Genomic DNA, 22,580 nt, shown 5'->3' with positions numbered 1-22,580 from the left:
ATAGGGAGACCGCTTGAATGGAATATTCCGACCCCACCAAGGTCGCCATTTTGGGGGCAGGTCGCGGCGGCCGCGCGTTGTTAGATCTGCTGCACCAGCTCCCCTCGATTGAGATCGTCGGCATTACAGACCGTGACCCCTCTGCGCCAGGGCTGCAACGCGCGCGTATGCTCCACATCCCCGTGACCACCACTGTGCGGGACTTGATCGACAACCACGGCGTACAGCTGATTATGGATGTCACGGGCAATCCAGAGATGGAGACCTATCTGAAGGCCCATAAACCTCCGACCGCAGATATCCTGAGCGGATCGGCCTCCCGCCTGCTGTGGAAAATGATTCAACATGAATCCAAGCTCGAAGCCGAACTTCTTCAAGCCGAGAAGCTTGCCGGAATCGGCTCATTCGCCGCGGGCATCGCGCATGATATCAACAACCCCTTGCAACTCATTTTGGGCTTAGCAGAAAACCTCGCAGAGGAACGCGACTTGGCTGCGGTCCACGAACAGGCGTTAGACATTGTTGAAGCCGTCAAACGGACGAGTGCCATCTGTCGGGATCTCACCCGCTACTCACGACGCGCATCCCCGCATGAAGACATATCGGTATCGATCAACGCAAAATTGGACGAGGCGCTGAAGATCGCACGGTATGCATCGAGCTTTCACGACATCGAGATGCTCAAACAATACCAGCCCGGCGCCGCCGTCAAAGGGAATCCGGATGAGCTCCTCCATCTCTTCGTCAACCTGATCACGAATGCGGTTCATGCCATGGAGCAGGCGGGCGGCACGTTGACGCTCGAGACCAGAGTCCTCGGCGGACAGGTCGATATTCGAATCTCCGATACAGGCTGTGGCATCGCTCCGGAGAAAATCCCCGAGATCTTCGAGCCGTTTTTCACGACGAAGGCTCCGGGTAAAGGCACGGGTCTGGGACTCTATAACGTCAACACCATCGTCAGCAAAATGCATGGCCAGATCACGGTCGAGAGCAAGGTCGATCAGGGAAGCACCTTTACCCTGACCTTCCCCCATGCCCAATCGGCCGGAGAGGGAGGTCTATGATGACTCCCGCGGCCCCTCCAGCGCGCACCGACTCGAGATGGGGGCTCCAACTCAAACTGATTCTCTCCATGTTGCTGGTGGGCGTCGTTCCTCTCATGGTGGGTCTCGGCCTCGCCTTTTGGCAGGGCTCACGCGAGATCCAGACGGTCAACGGCGAAAGCTTCAAGGCCCTGGCGGAGGAGTCGGCCAGAAAAATCGATTTATTGGTATCTGACGAAGTGGCACGAACGTCACGAATTGCGGCTGACCCGTTGATTATCCGTGAACTGGAACAACGGCGCGATGCCCTCCAGGACATGACCGACGATGAACGCCGCCGCACGGTGGCGAAGCGCAAGGAGGACTGGGAGACCAAAGATCCCGTGGCTGTCCAGGCCATCACGGGAAGCAACTTGGCCCGCCTCCTTCAGGAATATTTCTCGGGAGCCAAGAGTGACGCAGACCAACTGATCCCGCAAGTGGTCCGATCCGCCACCAAGATGCTGTATGTCACCGACATCGAGGGCAATCTGGTTACCGCGATGACCACGAACCCTCCCTTTGCCAATAAAGACACGGTCTGGTGGAACGGCGCCTTCCATCACGGAGTCGGGCAACTCTTCATCGAGGATGTGCACTTCGACGAACGAGCCCAGACTTATGTCATCACCATCTCGCTTCCCATCATGGACCGCATACGGTATGGAGCAATCGGGGTGATCCATCGCGTCATCGATGCCAAGGAATTTCTCTCGCCATCGATCGCGCCGATTCGCTTCGGCAAAACCGGACATGTGATGCTGATCGACTATCGTGGCATCGTCATCAGCTGTCCCATCCTGCCGACCGGCGTCTCGCTCTCCGACGTACAGCTCATCCCCCTCGTCACGCCCCTTCAGCCTGGCTGGGTCAGTGCTCCGAGCGATGGCCATGGCGGACAATCCCGATCGATTATCGGGTTCGCCCCGGTGCCGGAAACCAGCCGTGCCACCAACGGCGATCTCCACAACGGATCCTGGCATACCTTCGTGTGGCAAGCCTCCGACGAACTCTTCGCCCCGATCCGCCACTTGCTCACCTGGATGGCCGTCTTCAGTCTCGTCTCAGTCGGATTAATGGCATCGCTCGGCTACCTGGCAGCCAATCGAATCGTCACACCCGTGCGCCGATTACAGGCCGCCGCACAATTGATCGGGCGCGGTCAGCTGTTGGAGCCCATCGACATTCGAACCGGCGATGAGATTCAGGATCTCGCCGACGAATTCAATCGTATGCATCGCCAATTGGAAGCGGCCTTTGCAGGCCTGGCCGACCAAGTGGCGAGGAAAACCCAACAAGTGGAGTCCTTGATTCACTCGACGGACCAGATCCTGGATGCCGTCCCGACCCCGATCATCATGGTCAATCAAGACGAACAGGTGCAATACATCAATCGGGTCGGACGGGATTCTTTTCAGTCCATACTGGAATCGACTCACTCGACTCCGTTGTTCGAGATCCTCCCCGTCGATGCGGCGGTGCGCGAGCACCTGCGAACAGAACTCAGACGTGTGCGAAGCGGAGAGGATGTCGCCGCCATTGCATCCCAAACGAAAGAGGCCGTGGACGTCAACCGCGCCCGTGACCCATTGGCCCCCGCGATCGGCGCAGCAGACCCCAGTAGCCGGCAGGACATTCAGATTGGTTCACGACGGTATCACTATCAATGGTTCCGCATGGCGGGGGGGGACCAGGGGGAGGATCGGATCGGCCTGGTCTTCAGGGATACGACTGACGACAGCCGCCTGCAAGACCAGCTCATCCAAGCCGAGAAATCTGGCAGTCTCGGAACCCTTACCGCTGGAATCGGGCATGAATTGAATAATCCCCTCTTCGGCATTCTCGGGCTGGGAGAGGCTATCGAAGACGAAACCGACCTCGAACGTGTCAGATCGTATGCCCGCGATATCGTCCAGCATGGCCGCCGAATGGCGACGATCATTCGAGACTTCACCGGCGTCGCCACCCGCGAAACATCGGACCAACGGCAACCGGTCCACCTCGAACGAGAACTCGATCAGGCCATCGCGACACTCACAGGCAGCATGGACCTATCAGGACTCACGATCGAGAAAACCTACGCAGGAGACACCACGGTGATCGCCCTCCCCGACCAACTCAGACAGGCCTTCGCAAATTTATTGATGAATGCCATCCAGGCCATGAAGGGCCGTGGCTCCCTGCGCCTCACGACGGTCCCGACCGGTACATCCGTGGTGACCACAATTGTCGATTCAGGCCCCGGCATTCCGAAACAACATCTGTCGAAAATTTTCGATCCGTTCTTTACGACCAAGGGACAAGGCGACGGGTCCGGGCTTGGCCTCACCGTCGCGCGCCGGATCATCAAGAAATTTGGAGGGGACATCAGGATTGAGAGCCAGGAGGGAAACGGCACCTCCTGCATCGTCACCCTCCCGGTCATCCCGCTTTCGCCACCCCCACAGGAGGCCTCATGCACCGAGCCCACGTCTCGCTCTATGCCGCAGCCCTCACCATCTTAATCGCTGGATGGTGGGGCCCCTCTGCCTTCTCTGCCAAAGAACGCCCGGGACCACCCGGCATCCCGCCTGAAAAAGTGGCGGCGTATCTCTACGCCGTCATCAAGGCCGATCGCACGATCTACACGACGGAGGTCGTCAATCGACTTCAAGAGAAAGGTGTCACCACGGCCTCTGAACATTGGGAGCAGGAGAACGCGCTCATGTTGCCGGCCCAGTTCCTCCAACATGCTGGCAAACTGGCAGCCGAGAGCGGAAGCGGAATCCGGTATCGATTGATCAGTCTCTGGCCTATTTACCGCCGCAATGCGCCGGCGAGCGACCTGGAGCGGAGCGCGCTGGAGTCGCTCAAGAAGAATCCCGACCAACCAGTGACGGGAATCGTCACCAGCGGGCGTAAGCAGTTTTTTCAGGCCATCTATCCGGACGTCGCCGTGTCACCGGCCTGTATCAACTGCCACAACAGCCATCAGCTCAGTACGAAACGGGATTTTAAGCTCAACGACGTCATGGGTGGGATTGCGATCACCATTCCGCTGGAATAACGGCGGTGGCGAGAGGCCAATGGCTAGGGGCTAGCATTATACCGGCGCGGGGGGATTCGGCGAGACAACGGGAACCGGGGCGTGATAATCCTCGCGGTAGATGGCAATCACCGTCATCAGAATGCTCATGAGGATCGGCCCCACGAACAGCCCGATCAGACCATAGAGCGCAAGACCCCCGAGAATGCTAAAGACGAGAAACAGCACTGGCATCTGGACGCCCTGTCCGATGAGCCAGGGTCGCAGAAACTGATCGACAGTCGATACCACGCCAATTCCCCAGATCAGCATCACCAGCGCCTTCCCCATCGATCCGACCGTGAGAAAATACAGCACAACAGGGCCCCATACGAAGGCCGTGCCACCGAACGGGATCGGCGCGAGAAGGATCGTGAGCGCGGTCAGCACCACGGCAAAAGGAGCGCCCAGCACGGCATAGGCGGCACCGGCCAACAGGCCTTGAACGATGGCGGTCAGGAGTACACCCTTCACGACGGCGCGAATCGTAATATCCATTCGCGCGAAAATTTTCTGTTTTTGCGCTTCCCCGAGCGGAACGAGCTCGTAGAGAAACTGGAGCCAGCGGTGACCATCCTTGTACAGAAACCAGAGCGTAAATAGGATGATGAGAAAATCGGTGAGTAGGACAAAGGCGTTTTTGAGCAGGTCGCTTAATTGATCGATAAAGAACTTGGAGACCACTTGCGCACTCGACCGAACCAACGCCTCTAACGCGTCCGGCTGCAGAAGATACCGTCCGATCAGACCCTGGAGTGCGCCTCCGATCACCGGCAACTTCGAGAGCTGCTCCGGCACATGTTGGACCCCACCGGCTTCGATCCAGTTCTGCACCGCCAGCTCTGCGCCGACCGCTTCTCGCACCAGCATCACCGCCATCAGCAATACCGGCACGACCACCATGGCTAAGATACCCAGAGTCAGGCACGAGGCTGACAGGGCATCGCGTCCGCTCATGCGAGCGGTCAGCCGCACATGAAGCGGAAAGGTCATGTGCGCGAGAATCACCGCCCACAATACGGGGAAAAGAAACGGCTGAAACATCAGGGCAATCTGATAGAGGAGCAGTGAGAAGAATGCGAAAAATACGGTGGTGAAGAGCTGCGGCTTCGTCATGGGTTGGCTATGAACAGGAGAGAACCGGAAGTCCTATCGGAGCGCTTCGCCTCGGGAATCTTTATCGAGCACCACCACCTGCTTAGCCCGGTGCGCGGAGAGATCCCGGACGCTGCCCGGCAACTTCGGTTGCTCCTCAGGCCAGGAGGTCACTCCCATATCCGTGATCCCTTGCATCTTAGCGCCTTCTTCCATGATGAACAATGGCGTATGGACTTCACCGATCAGCGTCGCCGTCTTCAGCAACTGCACACGCTCCATCGCCGTCACCTTGGCTTTGATGCGACCACTGCTGATCACCGTGCCGGCCGTAATCATGCCCTGCACGAGTCCGTCTTCGCCGATAATGACTTGCCCCTTGGTCTGAATCACGCCGTCGAGGCGGCCATCGATCCGCACCGTCCCATCGACATGGATCTCGCCCTTCAGCAAGACCCCTTTGGCCAACAGGGTAATGTTGTCATCTCCGGCAAAGCCACTATGTTTCATCCGTGATTCCCCCTTCACACGCCATCATTCACGCAAGCTTACACCATTCGTCTCAGCGCGGCCTAGGAGAATCCAAAAGTATGCCGGAGCCGCTCCCAGATTCCTCCTCCATGCACTTCACAATAGACGCTAGGCTCCGTGCCCTCGATGAACACCTCCGGCACCTGCTCCGGGCACTGAGACGTGGCCAACTGCCCGGTCTTCGGATCTATGGTGCGGGCCACGACACCGGCGGGCATCACGAAGGCGGGAACATTCGGCGGGATCACCCGCTGTGCAAGCTCCATCCAGATCGGCAACGCCGCCTGCGATCCCGTGAGACGCAGCGGCCGTTCATCGTCGAATCCCACCCAGACTCCGATCACCACGTCGGACGTGTAGCCCACGAACCAGGCGTCGCGATAGCCGTCCGTGGTGCCGGTTTTTCCAGCCACCGCACCCTGCAATCCGATCACCCGAGCCTTACTCGCCGTGCCCCGCTGCATCACGCCTTCGAGGAGAGACGTCAACACATAGGCCCCTTGAGGAGTGGTCGCCTGTTGCCGATTCGGCACGGCATTCCACAGCATATCGCCCTGCCGATCCCTCGTCGTACGAACCGCCGTCGGTTTCACCGCGATCCCTCCGTTGGCCACCGCCCCATAGGCCGCCGCAATTTCCAGCAACGACACCGACGAACTGCCCAACGCAACCGACGAAAGATCCTCGCCAATGGCGCTCTTTACGCCCATGCGATGCAAGAGTTGCACGATCGGCTTCGTCCCCACGGTCTTGGCCACACGCACGGCCGGCACATTCAACGACTGTTCCAGCGCATGCCGCATGGTGACATGGCCATGAAATTGTTTGTCGTAGTTCTGCGGAGACCAGGGACCAGTCTCCGAGTCAAACGTCACCGGCTCGTCCGCCAACAAACTCGCCGCCGTCAGACGGCCTGCCTCGCCTTCACGAGCGGCCTCCAGCGCCGCCAGATAGACAAAGGGCTTGAAGAGCGATCCCGGTTGCCGCCGTGACTGCACCGCACGATTGAATTGACTCCGCCTGTAATCCCGCCCTCCAACCAGCGCCAGGACAGACCCGTTCTTCGGATCGAGCACCACCACCGCCCCTTGCACCGGCTCCAGCCCACTCGTGAGATGGGGATGCGCCGCCTCTAACTTCGCGAGGCTCTTCTCCAACGATTCACTGGCTGCCTGTTGAACCATGGGATCGAGGGTGCTGTCGATCCGCAAACCCTCCGGCAACGGCACGACACCGGCCTCTTCCACTTCCCGCAGCACCGCGTCGACGAAATACGGCGCATCGGTCAACAGGTCTTCTGATGGAGTCACACGCACCGGTTCATTGACGGCGCGCGTCCAGGTGGCTTCCGTCAGCACACCCGTATCCCGCAGCCGCCGCAACACAACATCGCGCCGCTGCTTCGCGAGCTCAGGATGTTTCGTCGGCGCATAACTATTGGGCCCCTTGATCAAGGCGGCGATCATCGCAATCTCTTCGACCGTTAATTCCCCCAGCGTCTTCCCGAAATAGCGATACGCGGCCTCGCCCACCCCGTAGATCGACAGGAATCCCGCCTGCCCGAGATAGATTTCATTCAGGTAACTTTCGAGAATCTCCTGTTTCGTATACTTCGCTTCGAGAATCAGGGCGGCCAAGGCTTCTTTGAATTTCCGTCCCATCGTTCGTTGCGGCGAGTAGAACAAATTTTTCGCCAGTTGCTGCGTGATCGTGCTGCCGCCCTGCACCACACCACCCTTGGTGACATTGGTCCAAAGCGCCCGTCCCACGGCTACCGGATCGATGCCGAAGTGAGAATAGAACCGGCCATCTTCGATGGTCAGAACCGTGGCGATCACGTGAGGAGGAATCTGCGCCAACGGAATCCATTCGCGCACCTGACGTGAGGCACCTCGCACGCCGCTCAACAGTTCAGGCTCCAGAAAGATGGGAAAGAGCGGAGCGCCATCGACGGGAGACCGGACATCCGTCACGCGCCCTTGCTCTAACAGCAACATCACCTTCGTCGCGCCGACATGGCCCTCCGGCTGCGGATGGAGGTAGACCGTCAGCGCCTCATCGGTCAGCTGATAGTCGCCGGAAGACTGCACCGGCACGCTCACTCGCCGATACCCCAACCGTTGCAGCCGTTCAAACAGATGGCTATGCGCCAGCGAGAGATCTGGTTGCAACAGAAAGGGGCCGCTGTACAGACGCAGCGGCGGATGCTCGTCGCTCTTCGGCAGGGCAAGACTCATTGAGAGGATCGCACCATAGATCGCGAGTCCGGCCAGGCCGCTTGCGACCAACAGCAGCAATGCCCCCGCTCCCCGCTTCATCCATGGATGAACAATCGCCATGAGACGCACTCCTTTCCGGACAGCATACGCGATCGTTCACGAGGATGCGAAACGCCCCTGTCACGAGGCAAGACCGATCTCGTCAACATTGGATAGTCCACCCCACGGGTACCTGGCAAAGAGGGGCAGACATAAATGTTGCAGAGGCACGACGGAGGCTGTGACGGAGTGGGGCTGAACACGAGAGCGCTACGGATCAGGGAGACGGAAACGCTCGCCTCCGTCTCCCCCCTCTGTAGGCTAATACGACAAGTCCTTTAGGGCTTGCTCATGTCGCCGCCTGCGCTAGGCGCTTCCTTGGCGGCTTTCTTCTCGGCCTTGCGCTTTGCTCTCTCCGCTTTGCGTTCTGCTTTGTGCCGTTCCTTCGCGGCTTTACGTTCGGCCTTCTTCGCCGCACGATCCGTCTTCGGGCTGCCTTCCGCCTTCATCTCCCCGGACGCCGGAGCAGTGGACGCTGCTGGCGCAGTCGGAGCTGGCACAGGAGCGGTCTCCTGCGCAAAGGTCGATGCGCCAAAACCAAGGGCGACCAGTAGAGCCGTGGCAGACAAGATCACCTGTTTCATCGAAGACACCTCCTTGGGACGTTAAATAAAGGGAACCGTTTCACCGAAAAATCCGCGCTATCATAATGGGAAATCGGAGCATTGCCAAGACTCACCATCATCTCTGCGTCAGGCAGGATCACAATGCGCCGTAGCCGATGAAAAGGCCGGCAGACAAACCTCGACATATTCCCCCTTCAGCCCCCAGATTGCTGGGCTGAATATTTTAACCGTGCTTCCCCCCCCTTCCGAGTTACTTCCTCCGGGTCTACCGCCCTCCGGGGATTCCGCTATCCTTTTCACAGCGGGTACGAGTTCCTGGACGACAACCGAGGAGGGCACCATGCATTGCTCACGCTGTTACAGTCTCATGGCAAAGGATCAGCTCTTGGTGTTCGAAGGAGCGACCGGACGCATGTGGATGGACGGGTATCGCTGCATGAATTGCGGGCAGATCCAGGAATCCCCCGTTCAGCAGTATCACCTGTCGCGACGGAAGCCTACGTCCATACACTCGCACGACGAACAAGATTACCAAGGCGAAGATGTCCATCTGGGAGCTGAGTCGTTCGTCATGCAGGCAGCCTAAACAGCCTGCGAAACGGGCTTCTTCAAGGGAACAGTCCCACGAAATGTCTCAACGACATCATCCAACTCTGGCCGGGAGGCACATGGCTACAATCCTGATTGTTGACGATGACGCAACCATTCGAACATTCTTGTGCCGCATTCTGGAGGAAGACGGCCATGAGGTCCGCGAAGCGGCCAATGGGCAGATCGGCCTCAAGTTGTATCGCCAAGACCCGACCGATCTGATGATTACCGACATCCTGATGCCGAAACGGGATGGAATAGAGGTCACACTCGCGCTGACGCGTGAGTTCATGGAGGCGCATGTCATTGCCATGAGCGGTGCGACAGATGCCCGAAGTCTTCTGGACATCGCCCAACTCTTCGGCGCACGGCACGTCATCCAAAAACCCTTCACCGTTGAAGATGTCCGTCGTCTCGTCCGCATCACATTGGCCCAGTAACAGAGGCCCAACTTGCTTACCTTGCGCCAGAGGACTGCGACGGCCACAGCGATCCTGCGATCATGCCGGCCCCCGCGGCCAGAAAACCGACAAGTTGCGGCGGCCATATGGCAGTCGGCGAACTGAAGCCTTCGAGTGCCAGCCAGCTCGTGAGGCCAGCCACAATGGCCCAACGCGCACCCTGAGTCGTGGCTCGTTTCCAATAGAGCCCCGCGAACAGAGGAATGAACGCCGCCACCAGCGTCACCTTATAGGTATTCACCACCATCTTGTAGATACTGGCGTCCGACCAGAGGGCGATCGCCAAGACCGTCACGGCAAACCCCACCAACACCACGCGCATCAGACGAAGAAATGCTGAATCGTTCAATGGCGACAACATCGGCTTGATGACGTTCTCGCTCAAGGCCACCGACGGCGCCAGCAACGTGGCGCTCGAACAACTCATGACCGCGGAAAGGACGGCGCCGAAGAACAGAACCTGAGCCACCATCGGTGTGTGCTGCACGATCAGCGTCGGCAAGACCAATTGCGAATCCTGTTCCAACAGCAGACCGAACTTCACCGGGTCCACCAATGTCGCCGCATAGGCCAAAAACATCGGAACAAAACAGAAGAGAAAGTAGAGCATGCCGCCCAACAGCGCCCCCCTCACGGCCGTCCGTTCGTCCTTCGCGGAGGTAATGCGCTGGAAGACATCTTGTTGCGGGATCGACCCCAACATCATCGTCATCCAGGCCCCGATGAACGGAATCCAAGCCGAGAACGTGGCGGGAGGGAAAAGATCTAACTTGCCGGCAGCCGCTGCATGGTCGATGACCGTGCCCACTCCCCCCGCCAAGCCGCTCACGATAGACGCGATATAGAGCAGCCCTCCCATGATCACGGAGATTTGCACAAAGTCCAGGATCGCCACGGAAAACATCCCACCGAATGTCGTGTAGATCAACACGATCGCGGCGCCGATCACCATGCCGGCCGACTGGCTGACCCCGCCATCGGTGACCACATTAAACACCAACCCCAACACCTTGAATTGGGCTGCGACCCAGCCCAGGTACGACGCGACGACGCAGAGGGTGCAGAGGACTTCAATGCTGCGGTCATAGCGAACTCGATAGTAATCGCCGACGGTCAGCAGATTGAGTCGATAGAGACGAGGGGCGAAGAAGAGTCCGGCGAGAATCAGGCACATGCTCGACCCGAATGGATCGGCGACGACGCCACGCAACCCCTCTTTCACGAACGTGGCAGAAATCCCGAGCACCGCTTCTGCGCCGAACCACGTCGCGAAGACCGTCGCCGTCACAATCGGCAGCGGAAGACTCCGTCCAGCGACCGCAAAATCTTTCGTGGTATGGACCCGCCTGGCGGCAACCAGCCCAATCCCGACCGACAGCAACAGATAGAGAATGACGAATCCAAGAATCATAGGAACGGCTTGGGCATCCTTGTAAGCGGATTCTAGCGAGGCGTCGACAAGGGTGCAACGGAGGAGTGGCACAGCAGGCAAACGCATGTTAGGCTAAAACGAGTTGCTACCAGGAGGGCGCCATGAACGATTATGCAATCCGTCAACATTCCGCGAGAACAACAACCAGACCTTGGCCAGGGCTTCTCGGCGGCGTACTGGGGATCGGCATGTTGCTGGCTTCGCTGCCAGCCCAGGCGGGCGAGTCGCAGTCACCGTGGGAATGTTCGAACTATACCGGCGACGCCCATACCCGTTGTTTGGCGGCCTTCGTCGAGTCGCAGCGCGACCAGATCGCCGCGCTTCAAGCACGCGTGCAAGCCCAGCAAGATACCGTCAATCAACTCAAGTCACAAATGGATCGCCAAGCCTCCGCCGGAGCAGCAGCACAACAGCCACTGGCCCAAGCACCCACCATCGTGCAAGTGGCTCCTCCCCTCTATACCTATCCGCCTGTGGGACTCGGCCTCTATCTAGGACGCCCCTGGATCTACGGACAACCCTACTACTATCCTCCCTACATCTTCGGCCCCCGCTATTATGGACATCACCGTGGCCACCGCTGGTAGCGAGGAGGCACTACGACCGATTCGTTTTCTTGAATGTAGCGCACAGGGTGCTCAAACAGTTCGCCCAGCAAGGCCGCAGGCGAGTCGAAACCGGAGGCGTACCCGTGAGGATTTCAATGAGCTGAGAACGAAGCTGGAGAATTGTTTCAGCACCCTGTTAGGCATAATTGTCTTGAGCCCGGCTCTCACATCGCATACTCTACAACGCTTCGGGACTTGCGATATCAGGTCCATCGCCGTCACATACAAAGAAAGGATCGCTCATGCGCTTCGTCGTCTCCTGTTTGGTCGCCCTACTCAGCCTTGGAACCGGTGCGGCATTCGCGGCAACTCCGGAACCCACGAATGATGAACAAAAAACCCTCTATGCCCTGGGATTGGCCATCAGCCAATCGCTTAGCGCCTTCAGCCTGACCGAATCGGAGCTTGATCTCGTGAAGTCCGGCATCTCCGATGGGGTCTTCAAAAAGACGCCCAAAGTAGAACTTCAGACCTTCGGACCCAAGATTCAACAATTGCAACAGGCCCGCGCATCGGTCGTCGCAGAGGCGGAAAAGAAAGCGGGAGCCACGTTCCTCACGAAAGCCGCCGCAGAGCATGGCGCCAAGAAAACCGAATCCGGTGCAATCCTCATGACCATCAAGGAAGGCAAAGGCGCGAGCCCGAAAGCCACGGATACGGTCAAGGTGCACTACCATGGCACGCTGACCGACGGGACGGTCTTCGATAGTTCCGTCAAGCGGGGCGAACCGGCCACGTTCGGACTGAACCAAGTCATCAAATGCTGGACGGAAGGCGTACAAATGATGAAAGTCGGCGGCAAGAGCAAGCTGACCTGCCCGTCGGCCCTCGCCTACGGCGACAAAGGCGCGCCCCCCACGATCAAGCCAGGCTCGACGCTGGTGTTCGAAGTCGAACTCCTCGAAATCGTCGCAGCCAAGTAGATTCGTACTATCTCCCCCACGAGGGCGAGCAGGGCACTACCCTGCTCGCTCTCGAATCAGGAAATCCCGAACCCGTAATCCAGCAATTGCAACCATGGTCTGGATAGGAATGACGATCCGAGTGATGACCGGCTCTCATTCCATCGGCCAGGCCAACAGGACCGGAGCACAGACTTCGGATGTCCTGCCTTCCCATTAAAATGTTCATTGCGCCATCTGCCCTGTAGGCTCAAAACCACGCCCGCACTCCCACGACAAACCGGGCCTGGCTTGAGTCTCCACCCTGCCGGCGCACAAACGTGGCGGTTTCACCAAAACTCCTGTCCAGAGAGACCCCCACATAAGGCGCAAACTCACGCCGGACTTCATAGCGAAGGCGAAACCCAAATTCCAGATTATTGAGACCCGATCCGGTCGTGAACGCCTCAACTCGTTGTATGGCAGCGTTGGTCTCGAAGCGGGTCTGGAGGATCAATCGTTGCGTCAGCAACATATCCTTGGTAAACGAAAGACGTGCGGACACCGCCCCGTTTTGATCGATGAATAGAGCCGATTCGAATTCATAGCTGTACGGCACGAGGCCCTGGACTCCGATTACGCCGAGCCCACGGGTCACGTTGCGGCCACGAAACGTCTGAGTCTCGACGCGCGGACCGATCTGAAAATCGTAATACTTCTGGATGAACCGCCCATACAGGAGCTGCAGGTCCACATCGTAATCTGCCTTGAAGGCCGTATTGCGCTGCCCTTCGCTTTTGAACCAGAGTCGGTTGTAATCCCCGCCGTACCAGCCTTCAACGTCCCACCGGGAGTCACTTGTGCTTTTCCCTCCCGCTGTGCTTGGCCGGTATTCGAGGACATCGACGAGCGTGAAGAGACGATGCTCCTGATCGTTGACGGGAGGAGGCCAGTCCCCTTGCGGCAAGACATTCGGTCGCGTCCCATCCGGCTCGTGAGAGCCATGGCTCCCCGGCGATTCACTCGTCATAGTGAATCCGTATGCAGCCCGTGACGCGGCGGCATCGGTCCTTTCCGGCCGAGTAATGTTAAGGGAGGGACCGGACAAAGATTGCGCCTCGACGCCCCTTACTACGACGGCCTGGCCGAATATGCCGATCAGAACAGTCGCGAGGAAGCCCGCAGACAATCGGACGGGAAGAGCAGGTCCGGTCATGCTGATACCTCGACGACGCGGAACATCCCCGCCTCCATGTGAAACAGGAGGTGACAATGAAACGCCCAACGGCCCGGCGCATCCGCACTGACCACGACGGACAGCCGCTCCGCCGGTTTCACGATCACGGTATGCTTGCGCGGCAGGTACTCGCCTGCGCCGTTTTCCAAGTGCATCCACATCCCATGTAGATGCAGCGGATGTTCCATCATCGTGTCGTTCAGAAAGGTCAACCGCAGCCGCTCGCCGTATCGGAAGTGAATCGGCTCCCGGGATTCCGAATACTTCTTGCCATCGAAGGACCACATATAACGCTCCATGTGGCCCGTGAGGTGGAGTTCTATTTCACGCTCCGGCTCACGTTGGTCGGGGTAGGGGGCAAGACTTTTCAAATCGGTATAGAGCAGCACCCTCCGGTCGCTGCCTCCGAGCCCTCTCCCCGGTTCCCCCATCCGGCTCTGCGAATACTCGGCTACCGTTTGATTGCCGGGGCCATGATCGTCGGGGCCATGCTTGACTGGTTCGATAGCGGGCGGAGTCACGTGGCGATGATCGCCTGCACTCGTATCCTGGATTTCATGCATGCCCTGCATAGGCGGAGTTCCAGGATTGTGGTGCAGGTGCTTCCCGGCTGAAGCATCGCCAGAGGGGCTCATCATGGGCATGCTGCCGGACGGGTCCATGCCGGGTATTTTCATTCCGCCATGGGAACTGGTCATGCCTTCCATGCTCATACCCATGTCCTCCATCGTACGGAGCGGTCTGGGACGACGATCAGGAATTTCCCCTGTCATGCCTGCTCGCACGGCAAGCGTGCCCCGTGCGTAACCGCTGCGATCCATCGTCTCAGCGAAGATGGTGTAGGCGCGATCCTCCGTCGGTTCAACGATCACGTCATAGGTTTCCGCCACTCCGATGCGGAACTCGTCCACGGCGACGGGTTGGATGTTCTGCCCATCGACTTGCACCACCGTCATCTTCAAACCCGGGATGCGCACGTCATACATAGTCATCGAGGCTGCGGCGATGAACCGCAGGCGCACCCGTTCTCCCGGACGAAATAGCCCCGTCCAGTTACCGGCGGGAGTTCGACCGTTCATCAAATAGGTAAATGTATTCGCCGTGACATCCGCGAAGTCGGTGGGGTCCATCCGCATCTGATCCCACATCAAGTAGTTCTGTATCGCCGTCCAGAGCCCCATGCGCTTCACATCTGTCAAGAACTCACCCGCCGTACGCTTTTGGAAGTTGTAGTAGTTCGACTGCTTTTTGAGTTTGTCGAACAGGCCTTCGGGCAATTCGAAACTCCAATCCGAGAGCATGATCACGTAGTCACGCTCGTAGCGAAACGGCTCCGGTTCAAGGGGATCGATGATCAGCGGCGCATACATCCCCCTGAGTTCCTGACCTCCTGAATGGCTATGAAACCAGTAGGTGCCGCTCTGTGTGATCGGGAACCGATAGGTAAAGGTCGAGCCCGGCTTGATGCCGGCGTAACTCACGCCGGGCACCCCATCCATGTCGGGGGGAAGCAGTATTCCGTGCCAGTGGATCGACGTGTCTTCTTGTAAACGATTTGTGACTCGCATAGTCGCCTGCTGACCTTCCTTCAGGCGAATCACGGGACCCGGTACGGTCCCATTGATCGTCATGGCCATTCCAGTTCGCCCGTCGAGGTGAAATGGAGCTTCGGCGATGATCAGATCGATGAGGTCACCGCTTAGAGGAGAAAGTTGCGCCGCACTATGCGGCGCGCGAGCCCAGGCATAGGAAGGAAGGAGGCGGTCCACCGCGGCGAGCAGCCCCAACGCCGCCGCGCGCTTCAACAGGAATCGTCTGGAGATACGGGCTGAAGTCATGCTGTGCTTTCCTGAATTGGGTTGGAGCGCTTCAATGAATCGACCGTTCCATTCTCTCACCTAGTGGCTGTGCCTGTGACCATCCGACGACACTCCTGAAACTTCCTTCTCCGGAATCGTCACACCCCGTAGAGGAGGCGCATCCCAAATGACCTTGTTACCTGGCGCCAAATTCGCCGCCGCAATGAAATGGATGTCGCCCTCTTGCATTGCGTTGAGTCGATATAGCGTCATCCCTAGATTGTAGTGGGCTTCGGCGAACTCGGAGGACACAGCGATCGCCGCCTCAAAATGGTGTTTCGCACTTTCCCACTGTTGCTGTCGATACGCGTGAATTCCCTCTTCATGGTGCCGCGCGGCAGCGACGTCCGTGTGAGCTGGCGCGGTTAACACCGTCCGCTTGGCCGTCGACTGACATCCTGGGCCTACCATCGCTCCGACCAGTGTCAAGATCGCGAGCACCTCCTTCCCTCTCATTTCACGCTCCTCCGTCATTGATTATGTGCATCGCTTCGTCTGAATCGCTGTCCATCCTACTACCAAAAATCTCTACGTTTCAGGGCTCGAATTCGTGGAACGAAGCTGGACGCCTCGCCATAAGGCATAGAGGACCGGAATGACCACCAGAGTGAGAATGGTCGAACTGACCATGCCCCCAACCATGGGGGCTGCAATCCGTTTCATCACATCCGCGCCGGTCCCTGTCGTCCACATGATCGGAAGCAATCCTCCCATGATCGCCGCCGCGGTCATCATCTTGGGCCGCACCCGCTGGACCGCGCCTTCCATGATGGCCTCGCGCAGGTCCTGGGCCGTCGTCATGCCCCCTTCACGCATTCGTCGCTCATAGGCTTCATCGAGATAGACCAGCATCACGACCCCCGTCTCCGCCGCCACGCCGGCCAAGGCAATCAGGCCTACCCACACGGCCACGCTCAGGTTGTATCCCAAATAGTCAAGATACCAGATGGCTCCGATCGCGGCGAAGGGGACCGACAGCAGGACAATCAGCGATTTCACGAGGGATCGGAAATTGAGGTAGAGGAGCAACAGAATCAGGGCAAGCGTCACGGGAACGACCAGCATTAAGCGTGCTTCTGCTCGAACCAAATGTTCGTATTGACCCGTCCAGATGAGGCGGTATCCGGGAGGCAATGTGACCCGATCCTGAACCGCTCGCTGAGCGTCCCGGACGTAGCTTCGCAGGTCTCGCCCACTGACCGCGACCGACACCAGACCGGCCAGCGCTCCCGCTTCATCAGTGATCGAAGGCGGTCCCTGTGTGATCACCATCTCCGCAATTTGTCCGAGCGGGATCTGGGCCCCGCTTGCCGTGGGAATCAATACCCGTTTGAGCCGGTCTGGGTCATCGCGCAGTTCACGTTTGTAGCGGACATTGACCGGATATCGCTCCCGCCCCTCGACCGTCGTCGTGACGGTTTCTCCACCGATGGCCGAGGTGATGACCGCCTGCACATCTCCCGTCGTCAAGCCATACCGAGCCGCTTCGCGCCGATTGATGATCACATCCAGGTAATAGCCTTCGTTGAGCCGTTCCGCGAATGCGCTCTTGGTGCCTGGCACGCCTGCCAAGACCTGTTCGATCTCCAATCCGATTCTCTCAATGATTTTCAGATCCGGTCCCAGGACTTTGATGCCGACCGGACTCCGGACGCCGGTCGTAATCATTTCCGTGCGAGTTTGAATCGGCATCCACCAGATATTCGGGAAGCCCGGGATCCGGAGCTTCTCATCCATGTCATCCAGTAAACGATCCCAGGTCATGCCGGGGCGCCATTGCACTTCGGGTTTGAGGGTGACCGTAATCTCTGCCATTCCCACAAAGGCCGGATCGGTCGCAGTCGAAGCCTTCCCCATTTTCCCGAACACCCGTTCCACTTCCGGGAATGTCATGAGCAATTGGTCCTGAACCTGCAGCACCTTCGTCGCTTCGGGAATTGAAAGGCCGGGCACCGTGGTCGGCATGTAGAGGATGGTCCCCTCGTTCAGCGGCGGCATGAATTCAGCACCGAGTCTCGTGAATATCGGGACCGTGATCACCACCGCCGCGATCGCCAATACCAGCGTCAACCACCTGACACGTAACGCGCCGGAAAGGATGGGTCGATAGAGGGCGATCAGGAGCCGGCTCAACGGATTCCTGGCTTCCTCCCGGATCCGGCCACGGATAAGGATCACCATCAGCACCGGAACCAATGTCACCGAAAGCGCAGTGGCTGAAAGCATCGCGAATGTCTTGGTGTAGGCCAAGGGCGTAAACAGTCGGCCCTCCTGAGCTTCCAAGGCAAAAATCGGCAAAAATGACACGGCAATCACCAACAGCGAGAAAAACAAGGGACGGCCGACTTCTTTGGCCGCGATAATAATGGTATCGGTCCGATTGGCCAGCGGATTTTGCTCTAGCCGTTTATGCGCGTTCTCCACCATCACAATGGTGGCATCGACCATCGCGCCGATGGCAATGGCAATGCCTCCGAGCGACATGATGTTGGACGTAATCTTCATGTAGGCCATCGGAATAAAGGCCAGCAGCACGGCCACGGGCAAAATAATGATGGCCACCAATGCACTGCGGAGATGAAACAGAAAGACCACCGCGACCAGACTGACAATTATGCTTTCTTCCACCAGTTTTTCACGGAGCACCGCCATGGCCCGGTGAATGAGATCAGACCGATCGTAAGTCGGTACGATGCGTACGCCTTGGGGCAACGCCGGTGTGATCTCTTGTATCCGCGCTTTGACCCGCTCGATCACGGTGAGGGCGTTCTCGCCGGCTCGCATGATGACGATGCCGCCCACCGTCTGGCCCTTGCCGTCCAATTCGGCGATCCCCCGACGCTGATCCGGCCCGACTTGGACATGGGCAATGTCCCGAATCAGGATGGCCGTGCCGCGGCCATCCGTCCCGACCGGGATCAGCTCAATATCCTCAACCGAGCGCAGGTAGCCTCGGCCCCGAATCACATATTCCGTCCCGGCCATTTCCAAGACGCGGCCGCTCACCTCCGCATTGCTGTTCCTGACTGCCTCAATGATCGTCTTGATCGGCAATCGGTAGGCCGCCAACGTATTCGGGTCCACTTCGATTTGATATTGCTTGACGAACCCGCCGATGGCCGCCACCTCTGCCACACCAGGCACACTTTCCAATTGGTAGCGCAGAGACCAATCCTGCAGACTGCGGAGTTGAGCGAGGTCGTGCCTGCCGGACTCGTCCACCAAGGCATACTGGTAGACCCAGCCGACACCCGTCGCGTCGGGCCCCAACGTCGGCGTGACGCCGGGCGGCAGCTTGCCGGTCAGCTTCTGAAGATATTCCAGCACGCGACTCCGCGCCCAGTACAAGTCTGTCCGGTCTTCGAAGATGACATAGACATAGGACACTCCGTATTCCGAGACCCCACGCACTCGTTTGACTCTCGGCCCGGCGAGCAGAGAGGTCACGACCGGATAGGTAATCTGGTCTTCAATGAGCGTCGGGCTCCTGCCCTGCCATTCGGTGTAGATGATCACCTGGACATCGGACAGATCCGGAATTGCATCCAGTGGAACCTGGAAGACCGCCCAGCCTCCCCAGGCTGTCAGCATCAAGACACACAGGAGGACCAGGACGGGATTCCGGGCGCTTCCTTCAATGAGTCGCGCGATCATGATGGATTACAGGCCTCCCGCGGCGACCGAGAACTGAAACTGCTCGGCAATAGGCGGTCGTCCCGGTATAGACAGATTGACAGTCACGATCCAGACGCCCCCCATGCCGAACAACACCTTCCCTTCGTAGAGCCCGTCCTTCGTGTGGCGAGCCGTCGTCCTGGAATCGGTCATCCCCGGCATGGGCATGGTATAGACGAACACGACTTGTGCATCCGTCACCGGTTTGCCGACCGGATCCGCCACCTTGAGTCTCAGGAACACGTCACCGGCTTTGGGTCGTTCCGTCACCGTCGTGAGAGAGAGCATGAGCCCGTTTACCTGACGGGCCTCACCCCCTGTCATGGCGTTGTTGCTCCCCATTTCCATGCCCGGCATGCCTCCCATCCCCTGCATGCCATCCATCCCTTCCATCTTGCCCTCATGGGCCCCGCGCATCTGCCAATCGCCCATACCGATCCGGCCCATCATGGCCTGCATGCTCGAGGCCGATGCCAACTTGCTTTCCGCGTCCAACAAAAAGTTGGCTGAGGTCACGATCCGATCCCCTTCTTTGAGTCCTTTCAGCACTTCGACCGAGTCCTGACTTCGACGACCCAGCTTGACCGCAGCCGGCTCATACCGGCCTTGGCCCCGATCCAAGAAGACCAGTTGGCGGAGCCCCGTCTCCAGCACCGCTTCCTTGGGCACGGCCAATGTCCTTACCACTTCGGTCTGCACGGTCACATTGCCGTACATGCCGGGTTTCAGTTTCAGCCCGGGATTGGCCAACTCCAGACGCACCCGCACCGTGCGCGCCTCGCTATTCAGCGTCGGGTAGATGTAGGCCACCGTGCCCTGAAACCTTTCCCCTGGATAGGCCGCAAACGTGACCGAGGCAGGCTGATTGATCTTCACTGCGGCCATCTCGTATTCATAGACATCGACAGAGACCCACACCGTGGAGAGGTCCGCCACTTCATAGAGCGTCGTGCCCGGCTCCACATATTTCCCGGGCAAGGCTTCCCGCTTCAGGACAATCCCGGAGGACGGGGCATAGACCGTGAGCAACGGCTCCGCAGTACCTCGACGTGCCAGCGCTCCCATTTGCCGATCGGTCACATCCCACAGTTGCAGACGTGCTCGCGAACTCGCCACGAGGGAGGCTGCGTTTGTTTTGACGTCCGCAAGCGGGCTGGCGGCCAGTTGGTCCTGCGCCCTCACGGCGAGGAGATACTCGTCCTGCGTGGCCAGGAGGTCCGGCGAGTAGAGAGTAAAGAGGGGGGCGCCTTTGTGTACCGGTTGACCGATCGAATTGACGAAGACGTCGCGGACCCAGCCGGAGACTTTCACTGAGACCTGCGAAAGCCCCCGTTCGTCATAGCCGACAGTCCCGACCGCGCGAATGTCCTGTTCCAACGTTGCGAAGGCCACCGGGGCGCTCCGCACTCCGATCAGCTGCCTCATGACTGCCGGAATCGCCACAGCCCCGGACGGAGCGATGGGCATACCCGACATGCCTTCCATGCCTCGCCCGCTCTCATCGATGCCCTGTATGTCTCTTTCGTTCACGGACGGACGCTTCATCTCGCCCATCTCACCTGCCCGCCCAGGAGGCGCCGAGATGCCCCCTGTTCCCATGGTCATGCCTCCCCTATCGCCCATCATCTTGTGGGCGATGAAGAAACCAACGGCGATTCCAGCGATCACACCGATCGCCGCCATCCCAACCACAAAACTGCTTTTGAATGGGTGTCGGTTCATGAGCGTTCCTCCTGCTGGTCTGCATGAACTCTGCTGTCGAGATCGCCCCCCACGACCTGCTCAAGCTCAGCCAGTCGATGTTGCTGGTCCACGAGGGCCTTGAAATATTCAAGCTGATAGGTGCGCCGGGCCCGCTGCGCTTCAATCAGGTCCTGAAATCCTGCCTTCCCCGTACGATATCCCGTCTGCGCCGCCTCCAGACTCTGCCCTGCCTGCGGCAAAATCGTGGTGCGATACAACGTAGCGACCTGATCGGCAGCCCTGAGCTTGGCCAGGAGATCGTTGATCTGAAAACGAGTCAGGTTCTCCAGGGTATGGTGCTGCGCCCGCGCGGACGAGACCGCAGCCGCGGCTTCCTGCACGCCCGCGTCGTACTTCGGCTTGGTCCAGAACGCGAACGGGATGCTCATCGCCATGTAGGCGCCGAATCCGTCATTGGCCTGAAAGTTCTGGAACCGCTGAACCGCGATATTGAAGTCCGGATAGTACTGACGTTGGGCCAGCGCGTGGGACTGCTCGTTTCGCTGCACCGCCAGTTCGGCGGCTTTCAGCTCCGGTCTGTCGTTCAGCGCGAGACGCTGCAGATCCTCGACCGTCTTGCCCAACGGCCCCTGAGAGGGCTCTTGAGGGAGGCCCAACGGTGAGGCTGGGTCTCGATCCAGAAGGGTGTTCAGCATCGCTTCGGCAGTCTCGCGACGCTGGTCGAGGACCGGGAGCTGCTGGTGAAGCAGGGACAGTTCAACTTGGGCCTTAAAGACATCGGCCTGGCTTCCCTTGCCCGCTCGAAACTTTGCGTTCGCAATATCCACGAACTGCCTGAGCAACTCGACCTGTTCACGATGGAGTTGGACCGCTTTCTGCACGAGAAACAAATCGTAATAGATCTGTTTGAGGCGGGCGGTCAGCTCCCGTTCCTTGGCACGCACTGCCTGCTCGCTCATATCGGCCGCACGGCTCGCCACATCGCCCTTGAGCGCCAGCTTGCCGGGAAACGGGAGATTCTGCGAAAGACCGAAAATACTGTTCTGCGTCTGCGTGACGTTCACGCTCTGTGGAACATTCCATAATTGTACCGACAGGGTCGGGTCATCCAATGACTGCACCTGCGCAATCCGATGTGTCGCGGCTTCCCATTGCTTCCGTGCCGCCACCAGCTCGGGATTCCTCGCCAGGGCCTCCCGGATCAATTCCGGCAACAGCAGCCGGTTGCGCAGTCCGGAATCGGATTCCTCTGCCCCCGACAGCCCGCCGCTGAAGCACATGAACAGCCCCAACGCGACCGCCATACAATGACGTCGTCTATTCCGGCTCATATCAATAGCCTCCCAGAATTCCCGCATGCTCAATGCCTGCCAGCGCTCCGGTCGTAGGAAACCACGGGAACAGAGCCGTTGGGCTGACGCATAGCGTCGAGCGGCGCGCGTAATGACAGAGGAACGATGACGAGGGATGAAC

At 58.9% G+C, this 22,580-nt stretch carries 18 protein-coding genes; 7 read left to right on the top strand and 11 right to left on the bottom strand.

Annotated features, from left to right (window positions below):
- The first annotated feature begins 17 nt into the window (after nucleotides 1-17).
- From Q8N00_05715 to Q8N00_05705, 3 genes are read left to right on the top strand one after another with little or no spacing between them, the layout of a single operon-like run.
- Nucleotides 18-1,067 (top strand): ATP-binding protein, encoded by a 1,050-nt coding sequence (locus Q8N00_05715; GenBank protein ID MDP2382284.1) that lies wholly within the window; start codon nucleotides 18-20, stop codon nucleotides 1,065-1,067.
- A complete protein-coding gene (locus Q8N00_05710; GenBank protein ID MDP2382283.1) occupies nucleotides 1,064-3,589 on the top strand; it encodes an ATP-binding protein in 2,526 nt (841 codons plus the stop codon). Before Q8N00_05715 ends, Q8N00_05710 begins: the two co-directional genes overlap by 4 nt.
- A complete protein-coding gene (locus Q8N00_05705; protein MDP2382282.1) occupies nucleotides 3,541-4,131 on the top strand; it encodes a DUF3365 domain-containing protein in 591 nt (196 codons plus the stop codon). Before Q8N00_05710 ends, Q8N00_05705 begins: the two co-directional genes overlap by 49 nt.
- A gap of 36 nt (nucleotides 4,132-4,167) precedes the next feature.
- On the opposite strand, the gene Q8N00_05700 is transcribed toward Q8N00_05705, so the two are convergent.
- The 4 genes from Q8N00_05700 to Q8N00_05685 form a co-directional block, all read right to left on the bottom strand.
- Complete coding sequence (locus Q8N00_05700; protein MDP2382281.1) at nucleotides 4,168-5,265, bottom strand: AI-2E family transporter; 1,098 nt, start codon at nucleotides 5,263-5,265, stop codon at nucleotides 4,168-4,170.
- A gap of 33 nt (nucleotides 5,266-5,298) precedes the next feature.
- Entirely contained in the window at nucleotides 5,299-5,754 is a 456-nt protein-coding gene (locus Q8N00_05695) for a polymer-forming cytoskeletal protein (GenBank protein MDP2382280.1), read from the bottom strand.
- Between the two features lie 62 nt (nucleotides 5,755-5,816).
- Entirely contained in the window at nucleotides 5,817-8,114 is a 2,298-nt protein-coding gene (locus tag Q8N00_05690) for a PBP1A family penicillin-binding protein (GenBank protein ID MDP2382279.1), read from the bottom strand.
- A gap of 257 nt (nucleotides 8,115-8,371) precedes the next feature.
- Nucleotides 8,372-8,677: an acid-shock protein gene (locus Q8N00_05685; protein ID MDP2382278.1), complete on the bottom strand. Its 306-nt coding sequence runs from the start codon at nucleotides 8,675-8,677 to the stop codon at nucleotides 8,372-8,374.
- Nucleotides 8,678-8,999: 322 nt separating this feature from the next.
- Here Q8N00_05685 and Q8N00_05680 point away from each other — a divergent pair, with 322 nt between their 5' ends.
- Both Q8N00_05680 and Q8N00_05675 read left to right on the top strand, forming a co-directional pair.
- On the top strand, nucleotides 9,000-9,245 hold the full coding sequence (locus Q8N00_05680) for a hypothetical protein (protein MDP2382277.1): 246 nt from the start codon (nucleotides 9,000-9,002) through the stop codon (nucleotides 9,243-9,245).
- Nucleotides 9,246-9,327: 82 nt separating this feature from the next.
- Complete coding sequence (locus tag Q8N00_05675) at nucleotides 9,328-9,690, top strand: response regulator (GenBank protein MDP2382276.1); 363 nt, start codon at nucleotides 9,328-9,330, stop codon at nucleotides 9,688-9,690.
- A 16-nt stretch (nucleotides 9,691-9,706) separates the two neighbouring features.
- Here the strand turns inward: Q8N00_05675 and Q8N00_05670 are convergent, their stop codons facing one another.
- The gene (locus tag Q8N00_05670) at nucleotides 9,707-11,122 is read right to left on the bottom strand and encodes a sodium:solute symporter family protein (GenBank protein MDP2382275.1); all 1,416 of its coding nucleotides are present in this window, start codon (nucleotides 11,120-11,122) and stop codon (nucleotides 9,707-9,709) included.
- Between the two features lie 122 nt (nucleotides 11,123-11,244).
- On the opposite strand from Q8N00_05670, the gene Q8N00_05665 reads away from it, so the two are divergent.
- Nucleotides 11,245-11,730: a hypothetical protein gene (locus Q8N00_05665; protein ID MDP2382274.1), complete on the top strand. Its 486-nt coding sequence runs from the start codon at nucleotides 11,245-11,247 to the stop codon at nucleotides 11,728-11,730.
- 263 nt (nucleotides 11,731-11,993) lie between these two features.
- Nucleotides 11,994-12,674 (top strand): FKBP-type peptidyl-prolyl cis-trans isomerase, encoded by a 681-nt coding sequence (locus Q8N00_05660; protein ID MDP2382273.1) that lies wholly within the window; start codon nucleotides 11,994-11,996, stop codon nucleotides 12,672-12,674.
- Nucleotides 12,675-12,903: 229 nt separating this feature from the next.
- Here the strand turns inward: Q8N00_05660 and Q8N00_05655 are convergent, their stop codons facing one another.
- The 6 genes from Q8N00_05655 to Q8N00_05630 form a co-directional block, all read right to left on the bottom strand.
- Complete coding sequence (locus Q8N00_05655; GenBank protein ID MDP2382272.1) at nucleotides 12,904-13,848, bottom strand: copper resistance protein B; 945 nt, start codon at nucleotides 13,846-13,848, stop codon at nucleotides 12,904-12,906.
- Nucleotides 13,845-15,707, bottom strand: coding sequence for a copper resistance system multicopper oxidase (locus tag Q8N00_05650; protein ID MDP2382271.1), 1,863 nt, complete (start codon nucleotides 15,705-15,707; stop codon nucleotides 13,845-13,847). Before Q8N00_05650 ends, Q8N00_05655 begins: the two co-directional genes overlap by 4 nt.
- Nucleotides 15,708-15,767: 60 nt before the next feature.
- A complete protein-coding gene (locus Q8N00_05645) occupies nucleotides 15,768-16,184 on the bottom strand; it encodes a hypothetical protein (GenBank protein MDP2382270.1) in 417 nt (138 codons plus the stop codon).
- Between the two features lie 72 nt (nucleotides 16,185-16,256).
- Nucleotides 16,257-19,382: a CusA/CzcA family heavy metal efflux RND transporter gene (locus Q8N00_05640; GenBank protein MDP2382269.1), complete on the bottom strand. Its 3,126-nt coding sequence runs from the start codon at nucleotides 19,380-19,382 to the stop codon at nucleotides 16,257-16,259.
- A gap of 6 nt (nucleotides 19,383-19,388) precedes the next feature.
- Entirely contained in the window at nucleotides 19,389-21,125 is a 1,737-nt protein-coding gene (locus tag Q8N00_05635; protein ID MDP2382268.1) for an efflux RND transporter periplasmic adaptor subunit, read from the bottom strand.
- Nucleotides 21,122-22,438, bottom strand: coding sequence for a TolC family protein (locus tag Q8N00_05630; protein ID MDP2382267.1), 1,317 nt, complete (start codon nucleotides 22,436-22,438; stop codon nucleotides 21,122-21,124). The genes Q8N00_05635 and Q8N00_05630 overlap by 4 nt, the downstream gene beginning before the upstream one ends.
- Nucleotides 22,439-22,580: the final 142 nt, after the last annotated feature.

This window comes from Nitrospirota bacterium (assembly GCA_030684575.1).
GTDB lineage: Bacteria > Nitrospirota > Nitrospiria > Nitrospirales > Nitrospiraceae > Palsa-1315.
The sequence above is the reverse complement of the archived record's forward strand: the minus strand, read 5'-3'. Positions and strand labels throughout refer to the sequence as shown.